This window comes from Streptococcus sp. SPS1 (genome assembly GCF_030439915.1).
GTDB lineage: Bacteria > Bacillota > Bacilli > Lactobacillales > Streptococcaceae > Streptococcus.
Window position 1 is genome coordinate 21,213 of the sequence record NZ_JAQFJG010000006.1, and the last position, 15,173, is coordinate 36,385.

Consider the following 15,173-nt stretch of genomic DNA (forward strand, 5'->3'; position numbering starts at 1 on the left):
AGATGACAGAAAAAGAAATTTTTGACCGTATTGTGACCATTATCCAAGAGCGACAGGGAGAGGACTTTGTCGTCACAGAATCTTTGAGTCTGAAAGATGATTTGGATGCTGACTCAGTTGACTTGATGGAGTTTATCTTGACACTGGAAGATGAATTTAATATCGAAATCAGCGATGAGGAAATTGACCAACTCCAAAGTGTAGGAGATGTGGTTAAAATCATTCAAGCAAAATAAAGATAAGAAGTTCCAAGGCATTTGCTTTGGAATTTTTTATTTGGCTTAATACTCTTCAAAAATCTCTTCAAACCACGTCAGCGTCGCCTTACCGTAGGTATGGTTACTGACTTCGTCAGTTCTATCCACAACCTCAAAACAGTATTTTGAGCTGACTTCGTCAGTTCTATCTACAACCTCAAAGCCGTGCTTTGAGCAACCTGCGGCTAGCTTCCTAATTTTCTCTTTGATTTTCATTGAGTATAAGTGACCGTTTAGGAACAGATTTAGTCTTTCTAGGGACAGGAGAAATCTGAGGACAAATAAGGGATATAATGAAATCAGAAAAATCAATCTCTAAAAGGAGAAAAAAGAAAGGACTTTTATAGAGTTATAGCAATACGGTATTACTTAAAATACAATTTGTAGATATTGATAACATTGTCTAATTTTTCACAATATTATTGACTTTGACAATGAAAAGTATTAGAATATAGCTAAATAAAGAGGGGAAGCCCTCTTATAGCTATTCAATAAAGGAGGAAATGGCTATGAAAAAATCTAAACTACTCACACTTGGTTTGCTTGCAGGTGCTGGTCTACTTTTATCTATCAACCAAGCACAGGCTGCAGATACTTGGGTTAAAAATGGCACTGACTGGAATCTTTCTCAAGATGGTAGTCTCGTTAAAAATAAATGGGTACAAAACGCAGGTTCTTGGTATCACTTCGACAGCACTGGTAAAATGCAGACAGGCTGGCTCAAAGACGGTGATACGTGGTATTCGCTCGCAGATAGTGGCGCCATGCGTACAGGTTGGTACAAAGAAGGGTCTACATGGTACTATCTTCATTTTAGTGGTTCTATGATGACAGGTTGGGAGTTCATAGATGGTAAATGGTCTTACTTTGAAAAATCAGGTGCTATGGTCGCAGATAGAGCTGTTCCAGCCAGTGATGGGGAAAGTTATGTCATTGGTAAGGATGGCTATCTAGCAAATAGAAAAGATGCTGGATACAATATTCATGATATTGTCAAACTTGGAGATGGGCAAGAATATTTGCTAAATGCTAAAGGTGACGATGTTATTATTGAAAAAAACACTTGGTATATCAGACCAGAGTTCAAGAAGTTCTCTAACAAATATGGGGATGAGGTTGCAAATACTACCTTAGCTTTAGTGGATAATAAAGAAGAAGGACAAGAAATTGATCCTAAGGCAGTTGTACAGAACTTCCAAAACTTACCAAATCGCTACTACTTTGATGAAAATGGACATCGTGTGGTTAATATCCCAGCAATGACAACCTATTCAGAGATTAAAAAAGTTGGCAATGATGTCTATTTAGAAAATCCAGGTGCACGACTTCGTCTTGGAGCTACCCACTTTACAATCAATAACAATAAACTATACTATTTAGAAAATGAGCAAGGTAAGCTCAAAACAGGTTACTTTGTATTAATTGATGATGGTATGGCTACAACCCACTATCACTTCCTAGCCTATGCGGATCAATCTGGTGAAATTCTTAAGATGAAACGCTTGCCATCAGGAGTTTCAGATTATCTGGATAAAGAAATCGATGGTTTATACGGTGAAAAAATTAAGATTGAATCTCCACACTCAAACGAATATTATAAAGTGGTTGTGGTTAAATAAAAATAACATCTTCACAACTAATCGTTAACACTCTAACCAATATACCATTTTCAGGAGGCTTTAGATTTCTTGTATTTTAAAAGGAAACTAAAGCCTTTTGTAGATGGAGCAGGGGATAGAGTTATCTATAAAATAATGAAAAGGAGTCTGTCATGGCAGTCTCAAGGATATCGCTGCCAAGGCTGAAAAAGATTACTTTGTCTATGCCAATCGCAATACGTTAGTCAGTTTACAGGCCATTGAAGAGATGACTGCGACAGAAGTGACCCTGTTAGAAGGTCTGCACTTCCCCGTATCACGAACAGCCAGAAGAACCCTTAAAAAACATCTCAATGTCTAATATCTGTTAGACTTGAATCAAATTATCAATAAGAATGCCGGAAAATTTTCTGATATTCTTATTTTTTTGACTTTTTTTCGAATAGATAAGTAAGAGGAAAAAGAAAGGAGCCTAGTTCATGTTTATATCAATGTTCTACCCATGGTTCACTGAGTTATTTTTTAAATAAATTTAATTTCGTTGTACATTTTCGAAATTTTTTTCGAATAGATAAGTAAGAGGAAAAGGAAAGGAATAAAATAATGAAAGAACATTATTACGGATTTGTTGAGCTAACTTCGGAAGAATTGACCGATATTCAAGGTGGAGAAAATTGGACGAAAACCCTTGTAGATTGGTACATTGGATTTCGTAGAGGTTTAGGTTTTTAGGAGGATAAGCGATGAATGAAATGAATGATAAGTATACTATTGAGGTATTAAAGGAAAGCGACTTAGCCTTGCTGGTGGGTGGTAGCAAGGAAAGCTATCAACGGGGTTTAAATACAGGTCTATGGTTACGTCGTGCATTATTTGGATTCTAAGATAATATTTAGAGAGTAAAGGTTATCTATAACAACGAATAGAATATATGAAAAAGGAAAGACAAAAAACTACCTTTTTCAATCGTTAAGAATCAAAAAAGGAGAATAAGATGGAACAAATTAAAAATATGGAAAATAGTTTTCATGTAATGAGTCATGAGGAATTGGCCGATGTAGAAGGAGGCTTGCTATTTGGTCTGGTAGTAGTTGGAGGAGTCGCAATTGCAGGAACATTTTTATTGGGTGCGGTAGATGGTGCTTCAGGAGCACATGCTAAGCGTCGTGGACGTTAACAGGGAAGGAAGAGCGCTGATGGAACGCATGATAGAAAGTTGGATTACTAGGGTAGAGAACTTTTACAGTTTGCAGTCAATTCCTGTAAAAGTATTCATTTTCATAGTTGGAGTAGTTGGGGTTTATGCTTTAGGGACCTTACTTTTAGGACCGGTTTATTGGGCAGGACAGAAGTTTGGCGAAATGGTTTACAATTATTTATTTTAATAAAAAATTATAGATAAAGAGGAACAGACATAATGAATATGATAAAAATTGAAGAAAAATTTACAAGTCTTACAGAAAAAGATTTAGCAATAGTAGAGGGCGGTCGAGTGTCATGGAGAGGTAATATTAACATCGATGTCCATAAAGTGATTGATAGTACGGGAAGATTTTTCGGTGGTATCTATAATGCTGGTAGAGCATTTGGGCGAAATGTTTACAATGCATTTTATTAATATAGTTTATTAAAACGAATATCATATATTATATTTTTGAATTCGTTTTCGAATAGATAAATAAGAAGAATACAGGGAATGATTATTTCAGTAATTCAAGATTTAGATGAAACAATTTAATAAACACTGCTATACCAAACTTGTCAAGTTTGCAACAAGACAAGCATTAAAAATACAAAAGGAGGCATTCGTTATGAATACAAAAACGATGTCACAATTTGAAATTATGGATACTGAGATGCTTGCTTGCCTTGAAGGTGGCGGATGCAATTGGGGAGATTTTGCCAAAGCAGGTGTTGGAGGAGGAGCAGCACGAGGTCTTCAGCTAGGAATTAAAACAGGAACATGGCAAGGTGCAGCAACTGGTGCTGCGGGAGGAGCTATACTTGGAGGTGTGGCATATGCAGCGACATGTTGGTGGTAATTATGGATTTTAAAAGTTTTATTATTGGTTTAGTAGTTGGTATATTTGGTCCCTATATGGATGATTTAATTAGAAAAAAATTTTTAAAGTCTTCGGAGAAGAAAACAGAAAAATTTGTCAAAAAATAATCAAAACGATAAATGATGAATCTGATTCAAAATTATCTTGCACATGTAAAGAGGACCATCTCTCCTCTTATCAGGTAAATAGGAATCTTGCAGTAGCGAATCAAAAAAAGGAGTAACTATGAATCGTAATTTAGAACGGTGTTATCTATTCTGACTAGGAATAGATCATACCAGAGGTGGCTTAGAAATAGCAGGGACATTAAAAATTGAAGTAACTTTAAATAGGATGTCGTAAATGTTACTATCAATGATTTATTTGTTCCAAGCTTGCCTAGGGTATCAGTAAAAAATCATTTTCCTTTCAATAGCATATTTTTAGTAGGTAGGACGTTTGTTCTGCCTATTTTTTGCTAAAAAGTGCAGTTGAAGTGTCTATTTGCATCATTTGGAGTTTTACATGTATTTTTGATAAAAAATAGGTATAGAAATTAGGAAAGTTGAAGAAAAGGAATGAAGAAGGTCTTAGTTTGTGATTTTTTACATACTTTTAAGTCTTGATGAACCAGCTTGAACTAATGTATAATTGATAGAAATTGAATACACTACTCCTTGAGGGCATTTTGCCCTCTTTTATATTTTACAATAAGTGTAAAAAGGAGAGTTTTTATGCGTTACGGTTATGTTCGAGTATCTACAAAAGAACAAAATATTGATAGGCAATTTTCAGCCTTAGTAGAAAACAAATTATCAAAAGAGAATATTTTTATTGATTACGTTTCAGGAAAAGATTTTGACAGAATGGAATATCAAAAATTATTAACTACCTTGAAAGAAAATGATGAATTGGTTATTAAATCAATTGATAGGTTGGGAAGAAACTATGATGAAATTTTAGAACAATGGCAAGCAATTACTAAGAAAAAGAAAGTAAATATAACTGTTTTAGATTTCCCCTTATTAAATACAAAGAATAGCAATGATAATATCACAGGAAAACTAATCTCCGATATCGTTTTACAAGTCCTATCTTATGTGGCACAGTTTGAAAGAGAACAAATCAAACAAAGACAAATGGAAGGAATACGGGAAGCACAGAAAAAAGGGAAGAAATTCGGTAGACCAAAATTGATTGTCCCGAATAATCTCCCTGATGTGATAGCTCAATATAAGAAAAAAGAAATAACCTTACGAGAAGGTGCAGACATCTTAGGAGTATCAAAAAGCACCTTTCACAATTGGATAAAAAATTCATAGTTCTTGTCAAAAAACCTAGGATTTTTTGGACAGAAAATACAGTCTATTTTAGAAGCGTTTTCGTTAGAAAAAAGGTTCTAAAATCCAGCATTTTGACCAATTATTATTACACTTCCATTTTATCAAGTTTGTCCAAAAAAGTCTAGATTTTAGGACAAACTGATTATTTTACAATAAATAAAAATAGGGGGACACGAAATGGACACCAAAGCTAAAAAGTTCACACTTGCAACGATTTCAGCTCTATCACTTCTTGGGGTAGGAATTGTTACATCACAATCAGTAGCTGCTAATGATAGGCTGGTTTCCACTCAAGCAATCAATGGTCAATCCTACAATATCTTAAACTCTGAGGTCACTAGTACTTCTTCTGGTACTACTCTAGTTGGGATTGAAGGGACTTTCTTAACGCCAGATAAACAGGCTATCTTAGATCGTATCAATGCTATTCGAAAAGAGGCAGCAGATGAAGGTCTAGTTACTAGCTATGTTCCGATCAAATGGTCAACTGAACTAGAAAAAACAGCCTTCGTTCGGGCAGCAGAAGCTTCTGTAACTAGGCATCATAAACGTTTATCTAATAAAGATATTTGGAGTGCCTGGCCTTCAGGGAATTTTTCACTAGCCGAAAACTTAGCTTGGAACTATGATGGATTTATGACAGCTATTAATCAATGGTATGACGAAAAAGCAGATTACGTCAAATCTCGTAGTGGGGCAAGTGTATCTGGTCAAACTGGACACTACGAATCCTTAATCAATTCAGAATTGACCTATATGGGTTTGGCAGCCTTTGAAAACCCTGTCACTCAAAATGGATGGATTACCGTTGCACAAAGTTTCGGAACATCATCTGGTGGCTCTGAAGAATTAACTGGTGGTTATGGAAAGGCCATTCAATATACAGAAGCAAATTCTTCTCAGATTCAAACATTTGCGACTAAGGCGAATCTTTTTGACAAAGACTTGAAGGCAATCGGAACTCATACCAGTAAGAAAACAAAACAAGGTAAGTCTAACGGGACTAATAAACCAGGTTTCTTTTTTCAAATGCAAGATATTGGTAGGGGTATGGGTTTTTGGCGACAATCGGGCTCTCGTTGGTGGTTTATGCAACTTGATGGGTCTTACCCTTACAATCAGTGGGCAAAATTAGATAATATCTGGTATCACTTCGATAGTTCAGGCTGGATGCAAACAGGCTGGGTGAAAGATGGTAGCTGGTACTACCTTGATAGCTCAGGTGCTATGAAAACAGGCTGGTTTACAGTTTCTGGCAAATGGTACTATGCCTATAGCTCTGGTGCACTCGCGATCAATACGACTACACCTGATGGCTACCGTGTCAATGCTGACGGTGAGTGGGTCTAGGATAAGATTATAAAAAATAGATAAAAAGAAAAGGAATACAAAAATTATGAAAAAAATCGTTTTAACTACTACAGCAGTTTTATCACTCCTAGCAACAGGAGCTACAATTTCAAGTGTCAACGCCTCAAGTGATCCAGCACCTCAAACAAACACTCAGTCAGATAGTATTATTGCAACAGATGTGACTCTTGTAGAGAAAAGAGAAGCAAAAATTCAAAGAGCAGTTGATGATTTATCTAAACAAGCTATTAGTATAGAATTGGTTGATGAAAATTATAGTAGCAATTTTAAAAATCAATTCCCAAACTTTTTTAAAAATCTTCCAGAAGGTCAAGTACAGATTGATGGAAAACAAGTTACATTTAAGGCAACAAATTTTGGAATCTATAGTATGAACTTTGAGTCAAAAGGAGTTCGATACAAAGCGACAGTAGATGTGAGAGAAAATGTAGGTAAAGGTCTTGCTTTCTACATTTACCTAACTAAACTAGAAGTTTTATCAACTAATCAAACTTCTGGGAATACAACTACTCCAGCATCTTCCCCTACAACTCCAACACCAACAAAAACAGACCGTTGGGTTCAAGCTGGTTCTCGCTGGTGGTTCAAGCATTCCGACGGCTCTTACACAACTAACGGCTGGGAAAAAATCAATGGTGTTTGGTATCGATTTGACAACTCTGGCTGGATGCAAACTGGCTGGGTAAAAGACGGTAGTTGGTACTACCTCGACGGCTCAGGTGCGATGAAGACAGGTTGGGTCAAAGATAATGGTAGCTGGTACTATCTTCAAGACTCAGGTGCAATGAAAACTGGCTGGATGAAAGTATCTGGTAAATGGTACTATGCCTATAGCTCTGGAGCGCTCGCAATCAATACAACGACCCCTGATGGCTACCGTGTCGATTACAATGGAGAATGGGTATAATAAACAATTCAAAATTGCAAAATTAAATAAATGAGAAAATTAGTTTTAGTCAGTATCAGTGTTTTAGCTGTTCCTATTTTAACTGCTTGCCAAGTTCAGAGTGAAAACACTTCCTCAGCAAGTTCTGAAGCAATTGCTTCAAGTACTAGTTCAACTTCTTCTACATCGGAAGAAAATAAATCTGTAACAAATCCAATATCAGGAGAAACAACACCTTCACAAGAAATTAAAGGAATGGATATTACTGCAATTCAAAATGGAGATTTTTCTAGTGTCTCAGGAACTTGGAGGAATAGTACAGGTATTGAATTTACTTTCGATAAAAATGGCTTAGTAAGTGATTATTCACAGATTTCAATTGAACATGCTAAAGAAATTGACCACTATCTCAAGGCAAGTTCTGTTTCTAAAGATGGAGGTGCTGGTGCAGCTATTGCCTTTTTACCAGCAGGAATCCCTCTAACCATGTCTGTCACCTCTTCTACAGATAATGGCTATACTGACTCGTCTGACATCACACAAGACCGCTTATGGTCTGGACACCAACTCATCAATGGTAGTACTGAGGGATTTTTTTACAAGGTAGAATAGTTTTAATAGACTTACAAATTTATCAATAAGAATATCGGAAAATTTTCTGATATTCTTATTTTTTTAACTTCCTTTTCGAATAGATAAGTAAGAGGAAACAGAAAGGAGTCTGGTTTATGTATCTACCGATTTTCTATTCATGGTACATTAAATTATTTTTGAAATAAAATTTAATTTAGTTGTACATTTTCGAATTATTTTTCGAATAAATAAGTAAGAGGAAAAAAGAAAGGAATAAAATAATGAAAGAACATTACTATGGATTTGTTGAGCTAACTTCGGAAGAATTGACCGATATTCAAGGTGGAGAAAGTTGGGTGAAGACCCTTGCAGATTGGTACATTGGATTTCGTAGAGGTTTTGGTTTTTAGGGGGATAAGAGATGAATGAAATGAATGATAAGTATACTATTGAGGTATTAAAGGAAAGCGACTTAGCCTTGCTGGTGGGTGGTAGCAAGGAAAGTTATCAACGGGGTCTAATTACAGGTCTATTGTTACGCGGTATATTTATTGGAACCCCATTTTTTAGAAGATAAGATTTAGAAAAAATAGAACAAGAGGAGAAAAAAGATGACAAATTTTGACAAAATGGAACAGAACTTTGTAGCTCTTACAGAAGAAGAGTTGATGGATGTGGATGGGGGAGCATTGCCTCTTGTAATCGCCGGAGTGTCTATCTGGAAGATAGGTGCAGCAGTAGCAGGTGGAGCAGCAGCGCTTTTTGCTGGAGGAGCAGCTTTGGGGTATTATGCGAATAGACCATAATCTGATTGTAGTCAGAGAGGCATTTCTATGTTTTTAAAAAAAGAAGTGATATTATTAGGGGTATTGTTATCGCTACGTATTATTTTTACTATCGTTCAAATTTTAATTGATTATAAAATATTATCTGGACAGTATAGTGTAAATTTTATGGATATTTCAGAAGTATTTACTTATCCAATACTCATTTTAATCATTTACATAGCAATAAAATATAATACAAAGGAGTAATGACGAATATGAACTTAGAACAATTTTATCAATTATCTGACGATGAATTAGTGGGAACAAAAGGTGGTTTTGGTCTTGCGGAAGCAGTTGGGATTGCAGGAGTACTGAATGCTGCTGTACAAATTTTTAATGCTGGTTACAAATTTGGTTCAGATTTTGCTCGTCGTGGGCGTTAGATAATGAATAATCGCAACCTTAATCTCAATACATTGTTACCTAAACTAGCCACGATATGTCCTTTGTTGGGAATAACTCTTAATGTCGCGCTTCATGTGATTCGTACAGGTTCGTTAGTATCCTTTAATTGGCAATGGACTTTGGTTGGTTTGCTTTTCTCAGCATATTTTGGTATTTTTCGCAAAGATTTGTCAAAAAATAATCAAAACTATAAATGAAGAACATGAATCAAAAGGATTTTGTGTATATGAATGGTAGCGTTTTTCCGCCATTCTTGTCAGGTAATTAGGAGTTTCTTATGAAAACATTTTTATTAGGATTTGCTGAGGGTTATTTTACCGTATCACTCATTATCTACATCGCAACGTATTTGATGTTGAAAAATCCAATCAATACCCTATTTTATCCAGAAATTTACCCTGTTTTATTTGGACTCTTTTATCTAGGATATAAGGTCAATAAAAAGCAAGTAGAGTAAGCAGCTAAGAATGACTTGTTAGTCTGCGCTGAAAATGGTTAGGGTAGAATCTAAGAATGCATCACATTGGAGTTTAATATGAAATTTGTTAAATCAATACTGAAAGTTTGGCCTGAAATCATGGTATTACTTAGTTCAATGTTCTATATCATCATCAGATTAGTAGCTGATATGAATAAAGTATCTTTACCTACTTGGTTTGATAGTTTCAATATACCAACGATTGCATTATTTATGATGGTCTTCATTCTTTTATACAGAAGTAAAGAAAAAAGAATAGATAAAATTGAAGCAGTAGACGCTCTATAGGGAATAGGTGTCTTATAGTAACGAATCAACAAAAGGAGTAACTATGAATCGTAATTTAGAACGGTGTTATCTATTCTGACTAGGAATAGATCATACCAGAGGTGGCTTAGAAATAGCAGGGACATTAAAAATTGAAGTAACTTTAAATAGGATGTCGTAAAGGTTACTATCAATGGTTTATTTGTTCCAAGCTTGCCTAGGGTGACAGTAAAACATCATTTTCCTTTCAATAGCATATTTTTAGTAGGTAGGACGCTTGTTCTGCCTATTTTTTTATCCAAAAAGTGCAGTTGGGAGGTAGATAGGCGCATTTGAGGAGGAAGTCCAGTTTTTGTTTGGAGATTGGGGTAAGATAGTTGTTATCAGATGAGTTTATACTCTTCGAAAATCAAATTCAAACCACGTCAACGTCGCCTTGCCGTATATATGTGACTGATTTCGTCAGTCCTATCTACAACCTCAAAACAGTGTTTTGAGCAGCCTGCGGCTAGTTTCCTAGTTTGCTCTTTGATTTTCATTGAGTATTAGGAAAAGGAGATGAATATGAAATTTGGGAAACGTCACTATCGTTCGCAGGTGGATCAGATGGACTGCGGTGTAGCTTCATTAGCCATGGTTTTTGGCTACTATGGTAGTTATTATTCTTTGGCTCACTTGCGAGAATTGGCCAAGACGACCATGGATGGGACGACGGCTTTGGGCTTGGTCAAGGTGGCAGAGGAGATTGGTTTTGAGACGCGAGCCATTAAGGCGGATATGACGCTTTTTGATTTGCCAGATTTGACTTTTCCTTTTGTTGCCCATGTGCTTAAGGAAGGAAAATTGCTCCACTACTATGTGGTGACTGGGCAGGATAAGGATAGCATTCATATTGCAGATCCAGATCCTGGGGTGAAATTGACCAAACTGCCACGTGAGCGTTTTGCGGAAGAATGGACAGGAGTGACTCTTTTTATGGCACCGAGTCCAGACTACAAGCCTCATAAGGATCAAAAGAATGGCCTGCTCTCTTTTATCCCTATATTAGTGAAGCAGCGTGGCTTGATTGCCAATATTGTTTTGGCAACATTCTTGGTAACCGTGATTAACATTGTGGGTTCTTATTATCTGCAGTCTATCATTGATACCTATGTGCCAGATCAGATGCGTTCGACACTGGGGATTATTTCTATTGGGCTGGTGATTGTTTATATTCTCCAGCAAATCTTGTCTTACGCTCAGGAGTATCTCTTACTTGTTTTGGGGCAACGCTTGTCTATTGATGTGATTTTGTCCTATATCAAGCATGTTTTTCACCTGCCTATGTCCTTTTTTGCAACACGTCGGACAGGGGAAATCGTGTCTCGTTTCACGGATGCTAACAGTATCATCGATGCGCTGGCTTCGACCATTCTTTCGATTTTCCTGGATGTATCAACTGTTGTCATTATTTCCCTTGTTTTATTTTCACAAAATACCAATCTCTTTTTCATGACTTTATTGGCACTTCCTATCTATACAGTGATTATCTTTGCCTTTATGAAGCCGTTTGAAAAGATGAATCGGGATACCATGGAAGCCAATGCGGTGCTGTCTTCTTCTATCATTGAGGACATCAACGGTATTGAGACTATTAAGTCCTTGACCAGTGAAAGTCAGCGTTACCAAAAGATTGACAAGGAATTTGTGGATTATTTGAAAAAATCCTTTACCTATAGTCGGGCAGAGAGTCAGCAAAAGGCTCTGAAAAAAGTTGCCCATCTCTTGCTCAATGTCGGCATTCTCTGGATGGGGGCTGTTCTGGTCATGGATGGCAAGATGAGTTTAGGGCAATTGATTACCTATAATACCTTGCTGGTTTACTTTACCAATCCTTTGGAAAATATCATCAATCTGCAAACCAAGCTTCAGACAGCGCAGGTTGCCAATAACCGTCTAAATGAGGTTTATCTAGTAGCTTCTGAGTTTGAGGAGAAGAAAACAGTTGAGGATCTGAGCTTGATGAAGGGAGAGATGACCTTCAAGCAGGTTCATTACAAGTATGGCTATGGTCGAGATGTCTTGTCAGATATCAATTTGACCATTCCCCAAGGCTCTAAGGTGGCTTTTGTGGGAATTTCAGGGTCAGGTAAGACGACCTTGGCCAAGATGATGGTTAATTTTTATGATCCAAGTCAGGGAGAGATTAGTCTGGGTGGTGTCAATCTCAATCAGATTGATAAAAAGACTCTGCGTCAGTATATCAACTATCTGCCTCAACAGCCCTATGTCTTTAACGGAACGATTTTGGAGAATCTTCTCCTTGGGGCCAAGGAAGGGACGACTCAAGAGGATATCTTACGGGCAGTCGAATTGGCAGAGATTCGGGAGGACATTGAGCGCATGCCACTGAATTACCAGACAGAATTGACTTCGGATGGGGCAGGGATTTCAGGTGGTCAACGTCAGAGAATTGCTCTAGCGCGTGCTCTCTTGACAGATGCACCAGTCTTGATTTTGGATGAGGCGACCAGCAGTTTGGATATCTTGACAGAGAAGCGAATTGTCGATAATCTGATGGCTTTAGACAAGACCTTGATTTTCATCGCCCACCGCTTGACCATTGCTGAGCGGACAGAGAAGGTTGTTGTCTTGGATCAGGGCAAGATTGTTGAAGAAGGAAAGCATGCTGATTTGCTTGCACAGGGTGGCTTTTATGCCCATTTGGTAAATAGCTAGAAAGAGGAGAGGATGAAACCAGAATTTTTAGAAAGTGCGGAGTTTTATAATCGTCGTTACCATAATTTTTCCAGTCGGGTGATTGTACCCATGTCCCTTCTGCTCGTGTTTTTACTTGGCTTTGCAACTGTTGCAGAGAAGGAAATGAGTTTGTCTACTAGAGCTACTGTCGAGCCTAGTCGTATCCTTGCAAATATACAGTCAACTAGCAACAATCGTATTCTTGTCAATCATTTGGAAGAAAATAAGCTGGTTAAAAAGGGAGAACTGTTGGTTCAATACCAAGAAGGGGCAGAGGGTGTCCAAGCGGAGGCCTATGCTAGTCAGTTGGACATGCTCAAGGATCAAAAAAAGCAATTGGAGTATTTGCAAAAAAGTCTGCAAGAAGGGGAGAACCACTTTCCAGAGGAGGATAAGTTTGGCTACCAAGCCACCTTTCGCGACTACATCAGTCAAGCAGGCAGTCTTAGGGCTAGTACATCGCAACAAAATGAGACCATCGCGTCCCAGAATGCAGCAGCTAGCCAAACCCAAGCCGAAATCGGCAACCTCATCAGCCAAACAGAGGCTAAAATTCGCGATTACCAGACAGCTAAGTCAGCTATTGAAACAGGTGCTTCCTTGGCCAGTCAGAATCTAGCCTACTCTCTCTACCAGTCCTACAAGTCTCAGGGCGAGGAAAATCCGCAAGCTAAGGCTCAGGCTGTTGCGCAGGTTGAAGCGCAGCTTTCTCAGTTAGAATCTAGTCTTGCTACTTACCGTGTCCAGTATGCAGGTTCAGGTACCCAACAAGCCTATGCATCAGGCTTAAGTAGTCAATTGGAATCCCTTAAATCCCAACACTTAGCAAAGGTTAGTCAGGAATTGACCCTTCTAGACCAGAAAATCTTGGAGGTGGAGTCAGGTAAGAAGGTACAGGGAAATCTTTTAGACAAGGGGAAAATTACGGCGAGTGAGGATGGGGTGCTTCACCTTAATCCTGAGACTAGTGATTCTACCATGGTAGCAGAGGGGACTCTACTAGCCCAACTCTATCCGTCCTTGGAAAAAGAAGGGAAAGCCAAACTCACAGCTTATCTAAGTTCAAAAGATGTAGCAAGGATCAAGGTCGGTGATTCTGTTCGTTATACGACGACTCATGATGCCAAGAATCAACTTTTCCTAGATTCTACTATTACAAGTATTGATGCGACAGCTACCAAGACTGAAAAAGGGAATTTCTTTAAAATCGAGGCGGAGACTAATCTAACTTCGGAGCAGGCTGAAAAACTTCGGTACGGGGTGGAAGGTCATCTGCAGATGATTACGGGCAAGAAAAGTTACCTACGTTATTATTTAGATCAATTTTTGAACAAAGAGTAATGTTCGTGTTTTTAGAGTTAAATGATTTTAAAACTGTGAGAAAGATTCTTCTTGCAGTTTTTTCTTTATGATTTTTGATGCTACTACGTTATTTATTCGGTTAAATTCTTGTAATTTTAGGTTTTTTATGGTAGAATGTGCTCAAGTAATACGAAAGGCGAACTTTAAAATGTCAAAACAATTGATCTATTCGGGAAAAGCTAAAGATATCTATACAACTGAGGATGAAAATCTTATTATTTCAACTTACAAGGACCAGGCGACTGCTTTCAATGGTGTCAAGAAGGAGCAGATTGCGGGCAAGGGAGTGTTGAATAATCAGATTTCATCTTTTATTTTTGAGAAATTAAATGCGACTGGTGTGGCGACTCACTTTGTGGAGAAACTTTCAGATACGGAACAACTCAATAAAAAGGTGGAAATCATTCCTTTGGAAGTCGTGCTTCGCAACTACACGGCTGGTTCCTTTTCAAAACGTTTTGGTGTGGATGAGGGAATCGCATTTGAGACTCCGATTGTCGAATTTTACTACAAAAATGATGATTTGGATGACCCGTTTATCAATGACGAGCATGTGAAATTCCTAAAGATTGCGGATGACCAGCAGATTGCCTACTTGAAGGAAGAAACTCGTCGTATCAATGAACTTTTGAAAGTCTGGTTTACTGAGATTGGGCTTAAGTTGATTGACTTTAAGCTAGAGTTTGGTTTTGACAAGGATGGCAAGATTATCTTAGCAGATGAATTTTCACCAGATAACTGCCGTTTGTGGGATGCAGATGGCAACCACATGGATAAGGATGTTTTCCGTAGGGGACTAGGTGAATTAACCGATGTTTATGAAGTTGTTTGGGAGAAGCTGCAAGGTTTGAAATAATCTGTTTGCAACGGAAAACCTTCGTCTCTCAAATAAAAGGACTCAGGCTGAAAAGGTCCCCCAGACCTTTTCACTCCGTAGAGGATTGGGAGAACTAACCGACGTTTACGAAATTGTTTGGGAAAAGTTGCAGGGGTTGAAATAGCAACCTCAAGGTCGTTGGAACATT

25 protein-coding genes and 1 pseudogene are annotated in these 15,173 nt (G+C 37.7%); 25 read left to right on the forward strand and 1 reads right to left on the reverse strand.

Features of this window, described 5'->3' with window-relative positions; all coding sequences use genetic code 11:
• Positions 1 to 2: 2 nt before the first annotated feature.
• Positions 3 to 236, forward strand: a complete 234-nt coding sequence (locus PCY12_RS05660) for an acyl carrier protein (protein ID WP_000136445.1) — start codon at positions 3 to 5, stop codon at positions 234 to 236.
• 45 nt (positions 237 to 281) lie between these two features.
• Here PCY12_RS05660 and PCY12_RS05665 read toward each other — a convergent pair whose 3' ends face one another.
• Positions 282 to 473: a hypothetical protein gene (locus PCY12_RS05665; RefSeq protein ID WP_301351981.1), complete on the reverse strand. Its 192-nt coding sequence runs from the start codon at positions 471 to 473 to the stop codon at positions 282 to 284.
• A 293-nt stretch (positions 474 to 766) separates the two neighbouring features.
• On the opposite strand from PCY12_RS05665, the gene PCY12_RS05670 reads away from it, so the two are divergent.
• From PCY12_RS05670 to PCY12_RS10320, 24 genes and pseudogenes are all read left to right on the forward strand, one after another.
• On the forward strand, positions 767 to 1,876 hold the full coding sequence (locus PCY12_RS05670) for an N-acetylmuramoyl-L-alanine amidase family protein (RefSeq protein ID WP_301351982.1): 1,110 nt from the start codon (positions 767 to 769) through the stop codon (positions 1,874 to 1,876).
• Positions 1,877 to 2,033: 157 nt separating this feature from the next.
• Positions 2,034 to 2,216: pseudogene (locus PCY12_RS05675) on the forward strand (LytTR family transcriptional regulator DNA-binding domain-containing protein); the annotation flags it as partial.
• Positions 2,217 to 2,458: 242 nt separating this feature from the next.
• Positions 2,459 to 2,587 carry a smi_0059.1 family bacteriocin-like peptide gene (locus tag PCY12_RS05680; protein ID WP_000658222.1) on the forward strand — a complete coding sequence of 43 codons (129 nt, stop codon included), beginning with the start codon at positions 2,459 to 2,461 and terminating at the stop codon, positions 2,585 to 2,587.
• 11 nt (positions 2,588 to 2,598) lie between these two features.
• Complete coding sequence (locus PCY12_RS05685; protein WP_261061981.1) at positions 2,599 to 2,739, forward strand: hypothetical protein; 141 nt, start codon at positions 2,599 to 2,601, stop codon at positions 2,737 to 2,739.
• 110 nt (positions 2,740 to 2,849) lie between these two features.
• The gene (locus tag PCY12_RS05690) at positions 2,850 to 3,032 is read left to right on the forward strand and encodes a class IIb bacteriocin, lactobin A/cerein 7B family (protein WP_061439961.1); all 183 of its coding nucleotides are present in this window, start codon (positions 2,850 to 2,852) and stop codon (positions 3,030 to 3,032) included.
• A 19-nt stretch (positions 3,033 to 3,051) separates the two neighbouring features.
• A complete protein-coding gene (locus PCY12_RS05695; RefSeq protein ID WP_301351983.1) occupies positions 3,052 to 3,240 on the forward strand; it encodes a hypothetical protein in 189 nt (62 codons plus the stop codon).
• 32 nt (positions 3,241 to 3,272) lie between these two features.
• A complete protein-coding gene (locus tag PCY12_RS05700; protein WP_301351984.1) occupies positions 3,273 to 3,473 on the forward strand; it encodes an SPPN_00645 family bacteriocin-like peptide in 201 nt (66 codons plus the stop codon).
• Positions 3,474 to 3,666: 193 nt separating this feature from the next.
• On the forward strand, positions 3,667 to 3,897 hold the full coding sequence (gene blpU / locus PCY12_RS05705; RefSeq protein ID WP_049512844.1) for a bacteriocin-like peptide BlpU: 231 nt from the start codon (positions 3,667 to 3,669) through the stop codon (positions 3,895 to 3,897).
• A 2-nt stretch (positions 3,898 to 3,899) separates the two neighbouring features.
• Positions 3,900 to 4,025 carry a PncF family bacteriocin immunity protein gene (locus PCY12_RS05710; protein ID WP_007284823.1) on the forward strand — a complete coding sequence of 42 codons (126 nt, stop codon included), beginning with the start codon at positions 3,900 to 3,902 and terminating at the stop codon, positions 4,023 to 4,025.
• 606 nt (positions 4,026 to 4,631) lie between these two features.
• Positions 4,632 to 5,219: a recombinase family protein gene (locus PCY12_RS05715; RefSeq protein WP_061439959.1), complete on the forward strand. Its 588-nt coding sequence runs from the start codon at positions 4,632 to 4,634 to the stop codon at positions 5,217 to 5,219.
• Positions 5,220 to 5,417: 198 nt separating this feature from the next.
• Positions 5,418 to 6,590 (forward strand): CAP domain-containing protein, encoded by a 1,173-nt coding sequence (locus tag PCY12_RS05720; protein ID WP_301351986.1) that lies wholly within the window; start codon positions 5,418 to 5,420, stop codon positions 6,588 to 6,590.
• Between the two features lie 46 nt (positions 6,591 to 6,636).
• Positions 6,637 to 7,518 (forward strand): N-acetylmuramoyl-L-alanine amidase family protein, encoded by an 882-nt coding sequence (locus PCY12_RS05725; protein WP_301351988.1) that lies wholly within the window; start codon positions 6,637 to 6,639, stop codon positions 7,516 to 7,518.
• Between the two features lie 30 nt (positions 7,519 to 7,548).
• Positions 7,549 to 8,109, forward strand: coding sequence for a DUF6287 domain-containing protein (locus PCY12_RS05730; protein WP_134990278.1), 561 nt, complete (start codon positions 7,549 to 7,551; stop codon positions 8,107 to 8,109).
• Positions 8,110 to 8,351: 242 nt separating this feature from the next.
• A complete protein-coding gene (locus PCY12_RS05735) occupies positions 8,352 to 8,480 on the forward strand; it encodes a smi_0059.1 family bacteriocin-like peptide (protein ID WP_000658224.1) in 129 nt (42 codons plus the stop codon).
• Positions 8,481 to 8,491: 11 nt separating this feature from the next.
• Positions 8,492 to 8,647 carry a hypothetical protein gene (locus PCY12_RS05740; RefSeq protein ID WP_001004584.1) on the forward strand — a complete coding sequence of 52 codons (156 nt, stop codon included), beginning with the start codon at positions 8,492 to 8,494 and terminating at the stop codon, positions 8,645 to 8,647.
• Between the two features lie 34 nt (positions 8,648 to 8,681).
• Complete coding sequence (locus PCY12_RS05745) at positions 8,682 to 8,876, forward strand: class IIb bacteriocin, lactobin A/cerein 7B family (protein WP_000180815.1); 195 nt, start codon at positions 8,682 to 8,684, stop codon at positions 8,874 to 8,876.
• 236 nt (positions 8,877 to 9,112) lie between these two features.
• The gene (locus PCY12_RS05750) at positions 9,113 to 9,280 is read left to right on the forward strand and encodes a class IIb bacteriocin, lactobin A/cerein 7B family (protein ID WP_001047582.1); all 168 of its coding nucleotides are present in this window, start codon (positions 9,113 to 9,115) and stop codon (positions 9,278 to 9,280) included.
• 3 nt (positions 9,281 to 9,283) lie between these two features.
• The gene (locus tag PCY12_RS05755; protein ID WP_261061575.1) at positions 9,284 to 9,499 is read left to right on the forward strand and encodes a bacteriocin immunity protein; all 216 of its coding nucleotides are present in this window, start codon (positions 9,284 to 9,286) and stop codon (positions 9,497 to 9,499) included.
• 80 nt (positions 9,500 to 9,579) lie between these two features.
• A complete protein-coding gene (locus tag PCY12_RS05760) occupies positions 9,580 to 9,759 on the forward strand; it encodes a hypothetical protein (RefSeq protein ID WP_042900083.1) in 180 nt (59 codons plus the stop codon).
• Between the two features lie 78 nt (positions 9,760 to 9,837).
• Complete coding sequence (locus PCY12_RS05765) at positions 9,838 to 10,068, forward strand: bacteriocin immunity protein (protein ID WP_301351990.1); 231 nt, start codon at positions 9,838 to 9,840, stop codon at positions 10,066 to 10,068.
• A 543-nt stretch (positions 10,069 to 10,611) separates the two neighbouring features.
• A complete protein-coding gene (comA, locus tag PCY12_RS05770) occupies positions 10,612 to 12,765 on the forward strand; it encodes a peptide cleavage/export ABC transporter ComA (RefSeq protein WP_301351991.1) in 2,154 nt (717 codons plus the stop codon).
• A 12-nt stretch (positions 12,766 to 12,777) separates the two neighbouring features.
• Positions 12,778 to 14,127, forward strand: a complete 1,350-nt coding sequence (gene comB, locus PCY12_RS05775; protein ID WP_301351993.1) for a competence pheromone export protein ComB — start codon at positions 12,778 to 12,780, stop codon at positions 14,125 to 14,127.
• Positions 14,128 to 14,296: 169 nt separating this feature from the next.
• Positions 14,297 to 15,004 (forward strand): phosphoribosylaminoimidazolesuccinocarboxamide synthase, encoded by a 708-nt coding sequence (purC, locus tag PCY12_RS05780; protein ID WP_301351995.1) that lies wholly within the window; start codon positions 14,297 to 14,299, stop codon positions 15,002 to 15,004.
• Between the two features lies 1 nt (position 15,005).
• Positions 15,006 to 15,149, forward strand: coding sequence for a phosphoribosylaminoimidazolesuccinocarboxamide synthase (locus tag PCY12_RS10320; protein ID WP_134990285.1), 144 nt, complete (start codon positions 15,006 to 15,008; stop codon positions 15,147 to 15,149).
• Positions 15,150 to 15,173 lie beyond the last annotated feature (24 nt).